This window comes from Bradyrhizobium sp. CCBAU 11430 (genome assembly GCF_028128855.1).
Classification (GTDB): domain Bacteria; phylum Pseudomonadota; class Alphaproteobacteria; order Rhizobiales; family Xanthobacteraceae; genus Bradyrhizobium; species Bradyrhizobium ottawaense.
Genome location: NZ_LBJV01000026.1, coordinates 1 through 15454, shown reverse-complemented (window position 1 = coordinate 15454; position 15454 = coordinate 1). Strand labels below are relative to the sequence as shown.

Genomic DNA, 15454 nt, shown 5'->3' with positions numbered 1-15454 from the left:
AAGGCGGGGACCCATACCGCGTGATGTATCGATGGAGTGCGGGTAGCCGTACCGGAAGACTTTCTAACTGGCGATCTTCGCCAAACTTCTCCCTGTTTCTATGGGTCCCGGATCGGCGCTTCGCTTGTCCGGGGCGACATCGAGTGTGAGCCGCGAGATATCTCACACCGCTCCATGCGCCTCGACATACAGCGCATAGACCGAATGGCTGCTCGCCATGTAGAGCCGGTTGTTCTTCGGGCCGCCGAAGCAGAGATTGGCGCAGCGCTCGGGCAACCTGATGAAGGCGAGCGGCTTGCCGTCCGCGTTGAACACCATGACGCCGTCGAGATCTTCGGGCCTGGCCTTGAGCTGAAACACCTTGCGGCCGCCGACATCGGTCGGCTCGGATTGCAGCGCGCCGTTGGAGCCCCAGCCGCACCAGAGATTGCCGTCGCGGTCGACGCGGAAACCGTCGAGCGAGCCCTGGTCGGCGGCGTCGATCAGCTTGGTCTTGCCGCTGAGCGCGCCGTCGTCGCCGACATTGTAGCTCCAGATGCTGCGGTTGGGCGTGCCCTTCCACTCGACGATGTAGAGCTTCTTCTCGTCCGGCGAGAAGGCAAGGCCGTTGGGATTGACGAGGTCGGTGAGGACGGCACTGATCTTGCCGTCCTTGGCGATGCGGTAGACGTTGGTGGTGGCCTGCTCGGCCTTTTCCTTCTTGCCCTCCCACTCGCCATTGATGCCGAACAGCGGATCGGTGAACCAGATGCTGTCGTCCGATTTCACCACGATGTCGTTCGGCGCGTTCAGCCGCTTGCCCTCGAACTTGTCGGCGAGCACGGTGATCGTGCCGTCCGTCTCGGTGCGGGTGATGCGGCGGGTCACGGAGTGCTCGCAGGTGACGAGACGGCCCTGGCGGTCGCGCGCATTGCCATTGGCGTAATTGGCATTGGCGCGGAACACGCTGGTCTGGCCGGTCTTCTCGTCGAACTTCATGATCCGGTTGTTGGGAATATCCGAGAACAGGAGATAGCCGCCCTCGGGGAAATAGGCCGGGCCTTCGGCCCAGCGCATGCCTGATGCGACCTGCTCGACCGTCGAGGAATAGAGCCGGTATTTTGCGAAGCTGGGATCGAGGATCTGGACGGCGGGGTCGGGGTAGCGCTGGTTCGGCGTGAACGGGAACGACTGGGCGCCGGCGGCGCGGGCGAGAAGCGTCGATGCTGCCGCTGCGCCGGCGGCGGCCATGAGGTTACGTCGCGTGAAATTCATTGAAATCCTCCCTGCTTGCTAAAAGGCCGGCGCTTGATGCGCCGGCTCGTTTCTTGACGTGAGTTCGTTTTGGTTTAGCGGCCGTTCTTCTTCCGCCACTCCGCGAAGTCGGTGAGCGTCTGCGGATCGGTGGCGGGATAGAGACCGAAGATGCCGCGTCCCTTGCCGACTTCCTCGGTGACGAAATCCTCGAACGCCGTCATCTCGATGGTTTCGTTGGCGATCTCGTCGGCGAGATGGGCGGGGATCACGATCACGCCGTCGGCGTCGCCGAGAATGACGTCGCCGGGGAACACCGGCGCATCGCCGCAGCCGATGGGCACGTTGATCTCGATCGCCTGGTGCAGCGTGAGATTGGTCGGCGCCGACGGGCGGTGGTGATAGGCGGGGATGCCGAGCTTGGCGATCTCGGCGGAATCGCGAAAGCCGCCGTCGGTGACGACACCGGCGACACCGCGCTTCATCAAGCGCGTCACCAGGATCGCGCCTGCCGAGGCCGCGCGCGCGTCCTTGCGACTGTCCATCACCAGAACGCTGCCTGCCGGACAATCCTCGACCGCCTTGCGCTGCGGATGGGAGCGATCCTTGAAGACGTCGATGGTGTTGAGATCCTCGCGCGCCGGCATGTAGCGCAGCGTGAAGGCTTCGCCGACCATGGTCGGCTGGTCGGCACCGAGCGGATGCACGTCCTGGATCATCTGGATCCGCAGGCCGCGCTTGAACAAGGCGGTGGCCACCGTGGCCGTGGAGACGGATTTGAGCTTGTTGCGGGTGGCTTCGCTGAGTTTTGTCATTTGGTCGAACTCTCTCTTTCGTCATTCCGGGATGGCCCGCAGGGCCAGGCCCGGAATCCATAACCACGATCGGGAGTATGGATTCCGGGCTCGCGCCAAGGGGCGCGCCCCGGAATGACAGTGGGCTAGTAAATCGACGGCTCGCTGATTGGCGCGCCGAAATCGGTCTCGAGGAAGTCGAAGTCGCAGCCGTCATTGGCCTGCTTGATGTGTTTCGTGAACATCCAGCCATAGCCGCGCTCGAAGCGGCGCTCCGGCTGCTTCCAGGCGGCGCGGCGTTTTGCGAGCTCGGCTTCGGGGACGTCGAGATTGATGGTGCGGGCGGCAACGTCGAGCGTGATGCGGTCGCCGTTCTGCACCAAAGCCAGCGGGCCGCCGATGTAGGATTCCGGCGAGACGTGCAGGATGCAGGCGCCGTAGCTGGTGCCGCTCATGCGCGCATCCGAGAGGCGCACCATGTCGCGCACGCCCTGCTTCACGAGCTTGGTCGGGATCGGCAGCATGCCCCATTCCGGCATGCCCGGCCCGCCCTGCGGCCCCGCATTGCGCAGGATGAGAATGTGGTCTTCGGTGACATCGAGATCGGGATCGTCGACCGCCTTCTTCATCGAGGGATAATCGTCGAACACCAGCGCCGGCCCCGTGTGCTTGAGGAAGCGCGGCGCACAGGCGGAAGGCTTGATGACGCAGCCGTCGGGCGCGAGATTGCCCTTGAGCACGGCGAGCGCGCCTTCCTTGTAGATGGGATTGTCGACCGAGCGGATCACATCGGCATTGTGCACCTCGGCGCCCGCGATGTTCTCAGCCAGTGTCTTGCCGGTGACGGTGATGCAGTCGAGATGCAGATGCGGCTTGATCTGCCCCATCAGCGCCGGCAGGCCGCCGGCATAGAAGAAGTCTTCCATCAGATACGCATCGCCGCTCGGCCGCACGTTGGCGATCACGGGCACCTTGCGGCTCGCGATCTCGAAATCGTCGAGGCCGATGTCCTTGCCGGCGCGGCGAGCCTGCGCGATCAGATGGATGATCGCGTTGGTCGAGCAGCCCATCGCCATCGCCACCGCAATGGCGTTTTCGAATGCCTTGCGCGTCTGGATCACCTTCGGCGTCAGATCCTCCCAAACCATCTCGACGATGCGTCGGCCGCATTCAGAGGCCATGCGGATGTGGTTGGCATCGGCCGCGGGAATCGAGGAGGCGCCGGGCAGCGTCATGCCGATCGCTTCGGCAATCGCCGTCATGGTCGAGGCCGTGCCCATGGTCATGCAGGTGCCGTAGCTGCGGGCGATGCCGGCCTCGATGTCGAGCCAGTCCTTGTCGGAGATTTTTCCGGCGCGGCGCTCGTCCCAGTATTTCCAGCCGTCCGAGCCGGAGCCGAGCGTCTTGCCCTTCCAATTGCCGCGCAGCATCGGGCCGGCCGGCAGATAGATCGCCGGAATGTTCATCGACGTCGCGCCCAGCAGCAGCGCCGGCGTGGTCTTGTCGCAGCCGCCCATCAGCACGACGCCGTCGACGGGATGGCTGCGCAAGAGCTCCTCCGCGTCCATCGCCAACAGATTGCGATAGAGCATGGTGGTCGGCTTCAGCAGCGATTCCGACAGCGACAGCGCCGGCAGCTCCAGCGGCAGCCCGCCGGCCATCAGGATGCCGCGCTTGACGTCGTCGACGCGCGACTTGAAATGCATGTGGCAGGGCTGCGCGTCCGACCAGGTGTTGAGGATCGCGATGATCGGCCGGTCCTTCCACTCCTCGGGCGCGTAGCCCATCTGCATGGTGCGGGAGCGGTGGCCGAACGAGCGGAGATCGTCGGGCGCGAACCAGCGCGCGCTGCGGAGCTGGTCGGGCGTTATTTTCTTCTTGGTCATGATTGGGTGCCCCATTTCTGCACGGTGTTCCGCTCGATGGCGCGGAAGATCAGGTTCTCGACAAAGAGCCCGATGATGATCACCGTCAAGAGGCCCGCGAACACGGCGGGTATGTCGAGCAAATTGCGGTTCTCGAAGATGAACCAGCCGAGCCCGCCCTGCCCGGAGGACACGCCGAACACCAGCTCGGCCGCGATCAGCGTGCGCCAGGCAAAGGCCCAGCCGATCTTGAGGCCGGTAAGGATCGAGCCGAAGGCGGCCGGGATGAGAATTTTGGCGACGTAGGGCAAGCCGCTCAGGCCGTAATTGCGGCCGACCATGCGCAGCGTGTTGGACACGCTCTTGAAGCCGGAATGGGTGTTGAGCGCGACCGGCCACAGCACCGAATGGATCAGCACGAAGACGAGGCTGCCATTGCCGAGGCCGAACCAGATCAGGGCCAGCGGCAGCAGCGCGATCGCCGGCAACGGATTGAACATCGCCGTGACAGTCTCGAGGAAATCGGTGCCGATGCGGGTCGAGATCGCGAGCACGGTGAAGATCGCGGCGAGCGCGATGCCGGCCGAATAGCCCATGAACAGGACTTTCAGCGACGTCCAGGCCCGCATCGGAATGGTGCCGTCCTTGACGCGGTCGAACAACGTGATCGCGGTGTCGTGCAGTGTCGGGAACAGCAGCGGATTGTCGAGGGTGAGGCCGTAGGCTTCCCAGACCGCCGCCAGGAACAGGATGATCACCGACTTGCGGACGAAGCCGTCGTTCCACAACAGCTCAAGCACGCTCAGCTTGCGCTCGACCTCGCCTGCGCCGATGGCAGCAACCGGTTCGGCCCGCAGCAATATCCTGGCTTCGCCCATCAGAGGCTCCTCAATGCGCGGTGGCTTCGCCGGCGAACAGGAGATCGTGGATCTCCTTCTCCAGCCGGCCGGCGCTGCCGTCTTCGTTCGAGACCTTGTCGACGTCGATCACCTCGGCCTTGACCCGGCCGGGATGCGGCGACAGCAGCAGGATGCGGTTGCCGATGCGAATCGCCTCCGCAATCGAATGGGTCACGAACAGCACGGTGAACTTGGTCTCGCTCCAGAGCTGGAGCAGCTCGTCCTGGCAGGTGCGGCGCGTCAACGCATCGAGCGCCGCGAACGGCTCGTCCATCAAGAGGATATCAGGCTCCATCGCCATGCCGCGCGCGATCGCGACGCGCTGCTTCATGCCGCCGGACAGCGTGTGCGGATAGGCATCGACCACGCGGGTGAGGCCGACCTTCTCGATATAGGCCCGTGCCTTGGCCTCGGCGTCCCTGCGCGACAGTTTTCGCGCAGTCAGCAGCGGAAACATGACGTTGGCGAGCACGCTCTTCCACGGCAGGAGCTGGTCGAACTCCTGGAAGATCATCATCCGGTCGGCGCCGGGACCGTGGATCTCGCGATCGCCTATGGTCATGCGGCCCTCGCTCGGGGTCATGTAGCCGCCGACGGCCTTGAGCAGGGTCGACTTGCCGCAGCCGGACGGACCCAGCAGCACGAAGCGGTCGGACTTGTCGACCGTGAAACTCACCCTCTCCGTGGCGGTGACGACTGCGCTGGAGGTCTTGTAGCGCAGCGTCACGGAGCTGACGTCGAGCAGCGCCATCAGTTGCCCTTCAGATCGTGCGCGACGGGGAGATAATAATCCGTCCAGGCCTTGGGCTGGCTCTTCAGCGTGCCGGTCTTGAACAGATGCGCAGCGAATTTCATCGTGCCCTGCGGCTCGAGATTCCACTCCATCATGCCGGGCTCCTTGAGCAGATCGAGCAGCTCCTCGACCGAGGTCTTGTCGCCGGTGATCTCCTTGTAGATCTCGACCGCCTGCTTCGTGTCGCTGCGGATCAGGGCCTGCGCTTCCTTGGTCGCGTCGCGCACGGCCTGGATGATCTTTGGATTGGCCTCGGCGAATTTGGTGGTGGTGAAGAACTGGGCCTGGCTGAGCGGCCCGCCCATCACGTCCGGCGACGACAGCACGATATGCGCGCCCGGCACGTTCTTCAGCTCCAGGAAGGTGAAGGGCGGGATGGAGAAGTGGTTGTGCACCTCGTGCTTGGGATTGGACAGCGCCGCATAGGCGTCGGGATGGCCGAGTTGAACGGTGTTGGCATCCAGCTTCGACCATTGGTCGGCGCCGAAGGCCTCGGCAGCCGCGATCTGCAGCACGATCGCCTGGGTCGACACCTTGACGGTCGGCACCGCGATCTTGTCGGAGGGGCCGAAATCCCTGATCGACTTGATGTTGGCGTCGCGGCTGATCAGCGTCATCGGCTGCGCCGAGGTCGCGACGATGCCCTTCACGCCGCCGCGGGTGCGATCCCACAGCAAGAGAAGATTGCCGGTGCCGGTGTTGAGGATGTCGACGCCGCCCGCGAGCAGCGCATCGGTCTGCGCGCCGCCGCCGGAGAAGGTGATCCATTTGGTGGTGACGCCCGCGAGGCCGAGTGAAGCTGCGTGCTTCTCGATCAGCTTCAGCTTCTCCATGATGTGGCTCGGCATGTAGAAAATGCCGGGCTGGCGCGACAGCGCGATCTCGGATTTCTGCTGCGCACGCGCCGGCGAAGCCGCCAGCACGGTTGCGACGATCAGGGCGATGGCGGCAGCGCCACGCTGGAATGGCTTGATCATAATTGTTCGTTTCCTCCGGCGGCCATTGACGAGCGATCCTGCTGATGCACTAATGCATTAGTGCATCAAAGGCAAGTCCGCCGGAGCCCTCGCCATGGAAACAGCCCATCCCGCGCCCCGCGCGGCCCGCCCCGGCGCGCGGCTCGACCGGGCCCGGCAGGCCGCGCCGCAGGTGTTCGAGCGGCTGCGCAACGCCATTCTCGCGCTCGAACTGCCCCCGGGCTCGCCGCTGTCGCGCACGGATCTCGCCGCGCAATTCGGGGTCAGCTCGACGCCGATCCGCGACGCCCTGATGCGGCTCGAGGAAGAAGGGCTCGTGGACGTGTTTCCGCAGCACGCGACCGTGGTCAGCCGGGTCGATGTCGGCCGCGCCGAGCAGGCGCATTTCCTGCGCCAGGCGCTGGAGCTCGAAATCGTCCGGCTGCTCGCGGAGCAGCATGACCAGGCCCTGGTCCTCCGCCTCGACCATGTGATCGCGCTTCAGCAGCAATTCGCGAAAGCCGGGGACTTCGAGAGCTTCATCGCCGCCGACAATGATTTTCACGCCCAGCTTTATGCCGCGGCCGGCAAGCAGGAGCTCTGGACGCTGGTGCGCAGCCGCAGCGGACATATCGACCGGCTGCGCCGGCTGCATTTGCCCTCACCCGGCAAGGCCCAGAACATCGTCCGTCACCACAAGCTGATCACCCGCGCGATCGAAGCCGGAGATTCCGATGGCGCGCAACAGCATCTGCGCAAGCATTTGTCGGGCACGCTCAGCGAACTCGACAAGATCCGGAGCCATTATCCGGAATATCTGACCGATTAGACAGACCACTAGCCTGACGAACCCTTATGCACGCAACCGTGCATAAGCATGCGTCCCCATTTTCGGCTTAGGCGAGCATTCACCGGACGTTCGCGAAGTGCTTGCAGGCCGGGCTGAATCCGCGCAACAATTTCGTCTTTGATGGTTTGATTTGCGGCCGGTGGGGACGTCCTGTCCGGCCCGGAGGAATTCAGACGTGGCCAACATCCTGATCGTGGATGACGACCCGGCCGTCCAACTCACGATCCGGCTGCTCCTGGAGAGGGCCGGTCATCACGTCACCGTCGCGGGCGATGGCCGCAAGGGACTTGCCCTGTTCGAGGCCAGCCGGTTCGACCTCCTGTTTCTCGACATCTTCATGCCCGGCATGGACGGGCTGGAGACGATGCGTCACATCCGGGTGCTGGCTCCGGCCATTCCGATCATCGTCATTTCCGGCCGTTCGATCACGCCGGATGCCTATGCGGAGCCGGACTTCCTGAAGATGGCGACCAAGCTCGGCGCGGTGGCAAGTTTGCAAAAACCGTTCCGGCCCGACGCCCTGCTCGCCGCGGTCGATGGCTGCCTGAAAGCAGGCGAGCCGGAGGGGTCCGATGTCAGCTCCGGCCACCGGTGACGGGGACGCCGCTGCTCCAGGCCAGACCAGGCGCGGTCATCCGGGAAGCCCTGCGAACATCCGCTTGACCCTCGCAACGCGGCTGGCGATCGCGATGATCCTGCTGGTGGCGGTCACCGTGGCCGCAGTCGGATGGCTCGGCTTTCGCAACACCACGCAAGCGGTCATTCCGCGCGTCCTGGAGCGGGTCGAGGCCCAGTCACGCCTGCTCGCGGCCAACCTGGAATCCTATGTTGCCGGAGTCCGCGGCGATTTGATCGGCTATCGCTCTGCCGCGGCCATCAACGGCCTGATCCGCGCCCGTCTCGGCGGAGGAGTTGACTCCCTTGACGGCGTTACAGAGCAGACCTGGCGCGAGCGCATCGCGACGCGGCTCGCAGCCGAGATCGAGGCCAAGCCCAGCTACGGGCAGTTTCGCATCATCGGACTCGACGACGACCAGCGCGAGCTGGTCCGCGTCGACCGCTCCGGCCCGAATGGAGCGGCGCGGATCGTCCCCAACAGCGAGCTGGAGCGCAAGGGCGACCGAGCCTACTTTCAGGACACGATGAGGCTGGCGCCGGGCGAGATTTACGTGTCCCCGATCGATCTCGCGACCCGCCAGGGGGGCACCACGGTCTTGCACACTCCGACGCTGCGGGTCGCTACGCCGCTGTTCACGCCGGATGGCAAGCCGTTCGGCATCATCATCGCCAATATCGACATGCGTCCGGCCCTCGACCGCATCCGCTCGACGGCGAGCTCGGGTGGCGAGATCTACGTCGTGAATTCGCACGGCGATTATCTCGTTCATCCCGATCGCGCGCGAGAGTTCGCCTCATTGCACGGCCGCCCCACCAACTGGCGCGACGATTTTCCATTCTTCTCGGCCATGGCCGGCACGTCGGACCTATCCACGCGGCTCATGACCGACGCGTCGGGCCGGCCGACCGGCGCGGCGATCGCACCGGCGCTGCTGGCGGGCAAGGAATGGACCGCAATCATCGTGACCATTCCCCCGTCCGTCTTCGGCCGGGTGCCGGCCGCCATTCAAAAGACGTCCGTGCTGGTCGGCGTGCTCGCCGTCCTCGCCGCAGGGGCGCTCGCGGTGCTGCTGGCGCGCTCATTGACCCGCCCGATCGGCCGCCTGACCGCGGCCGTGGAGGCGATCGGTCGCGGACGGCAGGCGCACATCCCCGTCGATGCCAGCGGCGAGACGGGCGTGCTGGCGCGGGCTTTCGCCCAGATGGTCGAAGAGACGCGGGCGAAGACAGCCGCTCTCGAGCGCGAGATCCGGGAGCATCGCCGCACCGAGGCCGCGCGAAGCCATCATGCGGCACGCGAGCAATTGTTCAGCGCCGCCGTCGAGTCGTCCGACGATGCGATCGTGATGCAGACGCTCGACGCCATCATCACGGGCTGGAATCCGGCCGCCGAGCGGCTCTATGGCTATTCGGCGAGTGAAGCGATCGGGAAATCCACTGCGATCATCGTGCCGCCCGACCGGCGCGAGCATGGCAAGGACTATCTGGCGCGGATCGCGCGGGGCGAGTCGATCGAGCGGTTCGAGACGGTGCGCCTGCGCAAGGACGGCACGCCGGTCGAGATCTCACTCAGCCTCTCGCCGATCAGGGGGCCGTCCGGCGAGATCATCGGCGTCTCCGGGACCGCGCATAGTCTCACCGAGGCGCGGCGGGCCGAGCGGCAGCTGCAGCAGCAGCTCGAAGAGCGCCGGCAGATCTTCGATACCTCGCAGGATCTGATCATGGTCATGGACCCGCGGGGCCATGTCGCGCAGATCAGCCCGAGCAGCGAGACCATTCTCGGCTACCGGCCGGACGAGATGATCGGCCGCAGCGGCGCGGACTTCATTCATCCCGACCATCTGGCGCAATCGCGCGAGGACATGCGCGCGCTGCGGCGCGGCGAGCGCCCCAAGCTCGGCGACACCCGCTGTTTCCACAAGAACGGACACGAGGTCTGGCTGTCCTGGCTCGGCAATTGGTCCGAGCAGGCGCAGCGCTTCTTCTTCGTCGGACGCGACATGACGGAAGCGCGGCTCGCGCAGGAATCGCTGCGCGAGAGCGAGCGACTCGCCCGAAACATCGTCGAGACCTCGCTCGACGCCTTCATCCAGACCGACGAGACCAGCAGCATCCTGAACTGGAATTCGCAGGCCGAGCAGCTGTTCGGCTGGCGCCGCGACGAGGTGCTCGGCAAGAGCACGATCGACCTGATCGTCGCCGAGAGCGAACGCGAGAGGGTCAGGGCCGGCCTGAAGCAATTCCTGAAGAACGAGGACGGCAGGACGCTGAACCGCCGCCGCGAGCTGATGTGCTGCCGCCGCGACGGCAAGGAATTCAAGGCCGAGCTGAGCGTCACCGCGCTGAAGCGCCGCGAAGGCCTGCTGTTCAACGTCTTTTACCGCGACCTCACCGACAAGATCGCCGCCGAGGAGCGCATCCGCCATGCCGAGAAGATGGAGGCGGTCGGCCAGCTCACCGGCGGCGTGGCGCACGATTTCAACAACATCCTCACCGTCATCACCGGGACGATCGAGATTCTCGCGGAGGCCGTCGAAAAGGAGCCGCAGCTTGCGGCCATCACGAAGATGATCGACGAGGCCGCCGCGCGCGGCGCCGATCTGACCCAGCACCTGCTCGCCTTCGCGCGCAAGCAGCCGCTCCAGCCGCGCGAGATCGACATCAACTCGCTGGTGGTCGACACCGCGAAGCTGTTGAGGCCGACGCTGGGCGAGCAGATCCAGATCGAATCGGTGTTCGAGGACGAGAATTGCGTCGCGATCGTCGATCCCAACCAGCTCACCACCGCGATCCTCAATCTCGCGCTCAATGCCCGCGACGCCATGCCCGGCGGCGGCAAGCTGATCGTGGAGACCGGCGCCGCCTATCTCGACGAGGTCTATGCCAGCGGCAACGACGTCCGTCCCGGCCATTACGTGCTGATCGCCGTGAGCGACACCGGCACCGGGATCCCTGCGAACATGCTGCCCAGGGTGTTCGATCCCTTCTTCACCTCGAAGGGACCGGGCAAGGGCACCGGACTCGGGCTGTCGATGGTCTATGGCTTCATCAAGCAGTCTGCGGGTCACATCAAGATCTACAGCGAAGAAGGCCACGGCACCACGATCAAGATGTACCTGCCACCCGGCAAGACGCCGACAGCCATCGGCGAGGGCGTGACGCCTGCGACGATCGAGGGCGGACACGAGACGATCCTGGTGGTCGAGGACGACCGGCTGGTGCGCGACTACGTGCTGGCGCAGCTGCATGCGCTGGGTTACGTCACCTTGCAGGCCGCGAACGCGGCGGAGGCGCTCGCGATCGTTGCCGCCGGCAGGCCGTTCGACCTGCTGTTCACCGACGTCATCATGCCCGGCAAGATGAACGGACGGCAGCTCGCCGACGAACTGATGAAGACACGCCCCGATCTCAGGGTGGTCTACACGTCAGGCTATACCGAGAATGCGATCATCCATCACGGCCGGCTGGATTCCGGCGTCCTGCTGCTGGCCAAGCCCTATCGCAAATCGGATCTCGCGCGGATCATCCGCAAGGCACTGAGCGGCTGATTGCTCGTGTGTCCCGGACAAGGCGCAGCGTGCAACGCTGCGACGCAGAGCCGGGACCAGAACTGTCAGCGGTGAAATTCGAGAGATGGGCCCCGCTCAGCAGCGCATCATTGCATGATGCGCTGCGTCCGGGGCACGAGTTACGACGCGCGCTGGGCCGCGGTCATCACGATGCGGATCAGATCGGCGGCGTTGCGCGCGCCGAGCTTCTTCATGATGTTGGCGCGGTGATCCTCGATGGTGCGCGGGCTGATGCCGAGGGTGCGGCCGGCTTCCTTGTTGGACGCACCGGAGGCGAACTGCTCGAGCACCTCGCGCTCCCTGCGCGTCAGCGGCTCACGTCCGGGGAAGTGCAGCGAGCCGAATTTCGGCGAGGCGTTCTCCGCCTGCCTGCGCGCATAGGCGCCGATCGCCTCGTCGAGCCGGCCGACGATTTCGCTGCCGCGGAACGGCTTCTCGATGAAGTCCAGCGCGCCGCTCTTGATCGCGCCCACCGCCATCGCGATGTCGCCCTGTCCGGAGATCATGAAGATCGGCGCCGGATAATCCTCGCCGTGCAGTTCCTTCAGAATGTCGAGGCCCGACTTTCCGGGAATGTTCACGTCGAGCAGGATCGCAGCCGGTGTGCGGTTTCGCGCGACGGAGAGCAGCGCTGCGCCGTCCGCAAAACAGATCACCTCATAGCCCGCCGCCTTCAACACCATCGACAGGGTGTCGCGAACGGCAGGGTCGTCGTCGACCACGAAGATTTCACCGCGAGAGCTTTGTTCGGCCATGTGCCACATCCAGTTGGCATGAAGGACTCGCGTCCGCGCCAACTGTTATGGCGTTCGGCGCGGATTCGGCCCACCCGTATTTGTACGGGACATGGACTTAACGCACAAGTAGCGGCAGGGTGCCTAATTGCGGGGTACGGAGAATATCCATGCTAAATTTCGCTGGCACACCCCCGCTCATCGCGATGCTTGAGACTGACAGCCGTCGGTTGATCGCTGCCGATCTTCGCTCCCTGATCACACGGATCGAGAGCAGCATGCGCCTGATCGACGCAGCCATGATGGAAGCTGGCCTGTTGGAAATGGGCCTGGCGCACGACGATCACGGCGATCCGGCCGGTTCCGCCGACATTTTCGTGCTCGACGACGTCACGCCGCGCTATGCGACGGCGAGCGCCGCCCTCAACGCCTGCCGGGCGGGCCTTGGCCACGCCCTGCAATGCCTCTCTGAATCCGGCACCCCGGCATAGATCGCTATCAGCGCGGCGCAGGGCCGCATGCCATCGCATGGCAGCTCCGCAAACCTTACGCGCGGTGGCGTTCCACGATCGCGTCGGTGGCAACACCACCCCAGGTGTGGATCGCCGGAAGGCCCATCGCGGTCTTGCCGAGATTGGCGAGGCTGATGCGCAAGGCCGCTAGGTCGAGCGGCTTCGGCAGGCTCTGGAGCTCGATCCCGACGGACCGGGCGAAGCTGCGGGCGGCGCTGCGGCGCTTGCCGTCCATGCCGCTGATGACGATCACCGCGCCACCGAACTTCGCCGCCGCCATCTCGCGCAGCACGTCGATGCCGTCGCCATCCTCCAGCACGAGATCGAGCGTCACGCAGTCGAAGCGCGCGGCGCGGAGCTTCTCGATCGCATCCGCCACTGACGGCGCCACGGTGACTTCGTGGCCGGCCTGCTTGGCGGCGACCGTGATCAGGCTGCGCTGCGTGGCGTCGTCATCGACCACAAGGAGCTGAAGCGCACGCCGCTCGGCGCCGTCGGGCAGGTTTGAGGGGATGGGGGAAAGAGAACTTCTGGGCATTTCAGTATCCTGAGATTGGGACCAACAATGGATACACGCTTCGCGCTTAGGCCACGTAAAGTTCCTGGCGCCAATTCATTCGGATGTTTTCAGAAAATGTGAAGCAACGGGCCGGAAAAGACGGCGACGGATGCGGGCGGATCACGCCGCTTCGTCGCGGCCGCCGGCTGCGCCGCGCTTCTTCCTGTTCTTGCCGCGCAGGAACTGAATGTCCATCTCGGCGCCGTTGACGCGGACCAGCTCGCAGCGGCGGTAGGCGAGGCCCGTGGACGACAACAGCAGGAAGAACTCCTTCAGGTTCAACCCCTGGATCGAGCCTTCCACCGTGAGGATGGCGTCGGTATCGGAGATCGCGTTGAGCTTGCAGTCGCGGCGCCAGGTGCCGTCGATGGCCATGATGCAGACATCGTAGCCGCGACTGAAAGTCACGCGTTCCGTACCCTTGCCATCCTCGGCCATGTCTATCGTCCTGCCATGGCCGCCAGGCGCGGCGCTGCGCCGGCGAGAGCCGGCTTGGCGGCTGCGGCACGCGGATCGTTCGGCTTGTAGAGGCCGCGCCGCTCCGGAATCGGCCGGAACGTATCGGTCAGGCCGACGACGGTTTCGGCCGCACCCAACACCAGGAAGCCGTCGGGCTCGATCTGGCGCGCCAGCCGGTTGAAGATGTTGATCTTGGTGTCCTGATCGAAATAGATCAGCACGTTGCGGCAGAAGATGACGTCGAAGGTGCCGAGCTGCGCGAAATCGTGCAGCAGGTTGAGCTGCCGGTGCTGGATCATCGCCCGCAGTTCGGGATTGACCTGCCAGGTCTCGCCGGTCTGCTTGAAATATTTCATCAGCATCTGGATCGGCAGGCCGCGCTGCACCTCGAACTGGCTGTAGATTCCGGCCTTGGCCTTCTCCAGCACCTCCTGCGACAGATCGGTCGCGATGATCTCGATGCGCCAGCCGGTAAGGGCCGCGCCCATCTCCTTCAGGCACATCGCCAGCGAATAGGGCTCCTGCCCGGTCGAGCCGGCGGCGCACCAGATCCGTATGCTGCGGCGGGCGGCCCGCGCCTTGATGATCTCGGGCATGATGGTGTCGCGGAAATGATCGAACGGGACCTTGTCGCGGAAGAAGAAGGTCTCGTTGGTGGTCATGGCTTCGACCACGTCGGTGATCACCGTGCGCGAGCCGCCCTGCAGCTTCTGCACGAGTTCGCCGATGCCGGAGAGTCCGGCCTTGCGGGCCAGCGGCAGCAGGCGGCTTTCGATCAGATATTGCTTGTCTGCGGAAAGATCGAGACCGGAATTGTCCTTTAGGAATTTACGCAGATACTCATACTCGGTCGGGGTCACGGATGGCCTCTTCGAAGCTGTACTGGAACACTCTGGCCTAAATACGCGGGCCAGACACACTCAGACCATGGCTTGTCCGACCGGGATCAAACCAACTTCAGCGAACTTGTCGGCGATGATGTCTTTGTCGAAAGGCTTCATGATGTACTCGTTGGCGCCGCCGCTGAGCGCCTGGGCAATATGAGCCACATTGTTCTCGGTGGTGCAGAACACCACCTTGGGCTGGTCGCCGCCGGGCAGGCGGCGCATGTGGCCCATGAACTCGAAGCCGTCCATGACCGGCATATTCCAGTCGAGCAGCACCGCGTCGGGCAGCTGCCGCTGACAGATCTCGAGCGCCTTCGAGCCGTCCTCGGCTTCGGTGACTTGGAATTCCAGGCCTTCTAGGATCCGGCGCGCGATCTTGCGAACGACGCTGGAATCATCGACCACCAAACATGTCTTCATTTTGGTTCTCCGGCTTCGATGTTTCGTTGGCTCACGCAGCCATCTGCACTTTGGTTTCGAGCTCGAGGACGCGATCGACGTCGAGGACGACCATGAGCTGGCCGTCGAGGCGATGGACGCCGCCGGCGAGCTTGGCCATGCGGGGGTCGAGGTTGACGGGATTTTCTTCCATGCCGGCTTCCGGCAGGCGCAGCACCTCGCCGATCTGGTCGATCAAGAGGCCATAGGATTCGCCGCGGAGGTCGACGCCGACCGCCATCGGCACCTTGCCGTCCTCGGGCTGCGGCAGGCCGAGACGGGCGCGCA

At 64.8% G+C, this 15454-nt stretch carries 16 protein-coding genes; 4 read left to right on the top strand and 12 right to left on the bottom strand.

Going from position 1 to position 15454, the window contains the following annotated elements:
* Window positions 1-162: 162 nt before the first annotated feature.
* From XI04_RS08355 to XI04_RS08330, 6 genes are all read right to left on the bottom strand, one after another.
* Complete coding sequence (locus XI04_RS08355) at window positions 163-1254, bottom strand: SMP-30/gluconolactonase/LRE family protein (protein ID WP_028143862.1); 1092 nt, start codon at window positions 1252-1254, stop codon at window positions 163-165.
* Window positions 1255-1328: 74 nt separating this feature from the next.
* A complete protein-coding gene (locus XI04_RS08350; protein WP_038973071.1) occupies window positions 1329-2048 on the bottom strand; it encodes a ribonuclease activity regulator RraA in 720 nt (239 codons plus the stop codon).
* A 125-nt stretch (window positions 2049-2173) separates the two neighbouring features.
* Window positions 2174-3913 (bottom strand): L-arabinonate dehydratase, encoded by a 1740-nt coding sequence (gene araD / locus XI04_RS08345; protein ID WP_028143860.1) that lies wholly within the window; start codon window positions 3911-3913, stop codon window positions 2174-2176.
* Window positions 3910-4770 (bottom strand): ABC transporter permease, encoded by an 861-nt coding sequence (locus XI04_RS08340; protein ID WP_028143859.1) that lies wholly within the window; start codon window positions 4768-4770, stop codon window positions 3910-3912. Before XI04_RS08340 ends, araD begins: the two co-directional genes overlap by 4 nt.
* Window positions 4771-4780: 10 nt before the next feature.
* Window positions 4781-5542, bottom strand: a complete 762-nt coding sequence (locus XI04_RS08335; protein ID WP_018321609.1) for an ABC transporter ATP-binding protein — start codon at window positions 5540-5542, stop codon at window positions 4781-4783.
* Window positions 5542-6561, bottom strand: a complete 1020-nt coding sequence (locus tag XI04_RS08330) for an ABC transporter substrate-binding protein (protein ID WP_038951261.1) — start codon at window positions 6559-6561, stop codon at window positions 5542-5544. The genes XI04_RS08335 and XI04_RS08330 overlap by 1 nt, the downstream gene beginning before the upstream one ends.
* Window positions 6562-6655: 94 nt before the next feature.
* Here XI04_RS08330 and XI04_RS08325 point away from each other — a divergent pair, with 94 nt between their 5' ends.
* From XI04_RS08325 to XI04_RS08315, 3 genes are all read left to right on the top strand, one after another.
* Window positions 6656-7369, top strand: coding sequence for a GntR family transcriptional regulator (locus XI04_RS08325; RefSeq protein WP_028143857.1), 714 nt, complete (start codon window positions 6656-6658; stop codon window positions 7367-7369).
* A 196-nt stretch (window positions 7370-7565) separates the two neighbouring features.
* Entirely contained in the window at window positions 7566-7985 is a 420-nt protein-coding gene (locus XI04_RS08320; RefSeq protein ID WP_095425507.1) for a response regulator, read from the top strand.
* Entirely contained in the window at window positions 7963-11556 is a 3594-nt protein-coding gene (locus XI04_RS08315; RefSeq protein WP_271608403.1) for a PAS domain S-box protein, read from the top strand. The genes XI04_RS08320 and XI04_RS08315 overlap by 23 nt, the downstream gene beginning before the upstream one ends.
* A gap of 140 nt (window positions 11557-11696) precedes the next feature.
* Here the strand turns inward: XI04_RS08315 and XI04_RS08310 are convergent, their stop codons facing one another.
* On the bottom strand, window positions 11697-12332 hold the full coding sequence (locus XI04_RS08310; RefSeq protein WP_026202588.1) for a response regulator transcription factor: 636 nt from the start codon (window positions 12330-12332) through the stop codon (window positions 11697-11699).
* Between the two features lie 149 nt (window positions 12333-12481).
* Here XI04_RS08310 and XI04_RS08305 point away from each other — a divergent pair, with 149 nt between their 5' ends.
* The gene (locus XI04_RS08305; RefSeq protein ID WP_028143854.1) at window positions 12482-12802 is read left to right on the top strand and encodes a hypothetical protein; all 321 of its coding nucleotides are present in this window, start codon (window positions 12482-12484) and stop codon (window positions 12800-12802) included.
* A gap of 55 nt (window positions 12803-12857) precedes the next feature.
* Here XI04_RS08305 and XI04_RS08300 read toward each other — a convergent pair whose 3' ends face one another.
* The 5 genes from XI04_RS08300 to XI04_RS08280 form a co-directional block, all read right to left on the bottom strand.
* Window positions 12858-13361 carry a response regulator gene (locus XI04_RS08300; RefSeq protein ID WP_028143853.1) on the bottom strand — a complete coding sequence of 168 codons (504 nt, stop codon included), beginning with the start codon at window positions 13359-13361 and terminating at the stop codon, window positions 12858-12860.
* A 141-nt stretch (window positions 13362-13502) separates the two neighbouring features.
* The gene (locus XI04_RS08295; RefSeq protein ID WP_018321617.1) at window positions 13503-13820 is read right to left on the bottom strand and encodes a hypothetical protein; all 318 of its coding nucleotides are present in this window, start codon (window positions 13818-13820) and stop codon (window positions 13503-13505) included.
* 2 nt (window positions 13821-13822) lie between these two features.
* Complete coding sequence (locus XI04_RS08290; RefSeq protein WP_028143852.1) at window positions 13823-14701, bottom strand: CheR family methyltransferase; 879 nt, start codon at window positions 14699-14701, stop codon at window positions 13823-13825.
* A gap of 60 nt (window positions 14702-14761) precedes the next feature.
* Complete coding sequence (locus tag XI04_RS08285) at window positions 14762-15148, bottom strand: response regulator (RefSeq protein WP_028143851.1); 387 nt, start codon at window positions 15146-15148, stop codon at window positions 14762-14764.
* Between the two features lie 31 nt (window positions 15149-15179).
* On the bottom strand, window positions 15180-15454 hold a 275-nt coding region (locus XI04_RS08280; protein ID WP_271623558.1), incomplete at its 5' end, for a chemotaxis protein CheW.

Bases quoted from the DNA above. Each gene is read 5' to 3' on its own strand.
- XI04_RS08330 (WP_038951261.1), bottom strand. From the start codon at position 6,561: ATGATCAAGCCATTCCAGCGTGGCGCTGCCGCCATCGCCCTGATCGTC.
- XI04_RS08340 (WP_028143859.1), bottom strand. From the start codon at position 4,770: ATGGGCGAAGCCAGGATATTGCTGCGGGCCGAACCGGTTGCTGCCATC.
- XI04_RS08295 (WP_018321617.1), bottom strand. From the start codon at position 13,820: ATGGCCGAGGATGGCAAGGGTACGGAACGCGTGACTTTCAGTCGCGGC.
- XI04_RS08300 (WP_028143853.1), bottom strand. From the start codon at position 13,361: ATGCCCAGAAGTTCTCTTTCCCCCATCCCCTCAAACCTGCCCGACGGC.
- XI04_RS08350 (WP_038973071.1), bottom strand. From the start codon at position 2,048: ATGACAAAACTCAGCGAAGCCACCCGCAACAAGCTCAAATCCGTCTCC.
- araD (WP_028143860.1), bottom strand. From the start codon at position 3,913: ATGACCAAGAAGAAAATAACGCCCGACCAGCTCCGCAGCGCGCGCTGG.
- XI04_RS08285 (WP_028143851.1), bottom strand. From the start codon at position 15,148: ATGAAGACATGTTTGGTGGTCGATGATTCCAGCGTCGTTCGCAAGATC.
- XI04_RS08335 (WP_018321609.1), bottom strand. From the start codon at position 5,542: ATGGCGCTGCTCGACGTCAGCTCCGTGACGCTGCGCTACAAGACCTCC.
- XI04_RS08355 (WP_028143862.1), bottom strand. From the start codon at position 1,254: ATGAATTTCACGCGACGTAACCTCATGGCCGCCGCCGGCGCAGCGGCA.
- XI04_RS08310 (WP_026202588.1), bottom strand. From the start codon at position 12,332: ATGGCCGAACAAAGCTCTCGCGGTGAAATCTTCGTGGTCGACGACGAC.
- XI04_RS08315 (WP_271608403.1), top strand. From the start codon at position 7,963: ATGTCAGCTCCGGCCACCGGTGACGGGGACGCCGCTGCTCCAGGCCAG.
- XI04_RS08305 (WP_028143854.1), top strand. From the start codon at position 12,482: ATGCTAAATTTCGCTGGCACACCCCCGCTCATCGCGATGCTTGAGACT.
- XI04_RS08325 (WP_028143857.1), top strand. From the start codon at position 6,656: ATGGAAACAGCCCATCCCGCGCCCCGCGCGGCCCGCCCCGGCGCGCGG.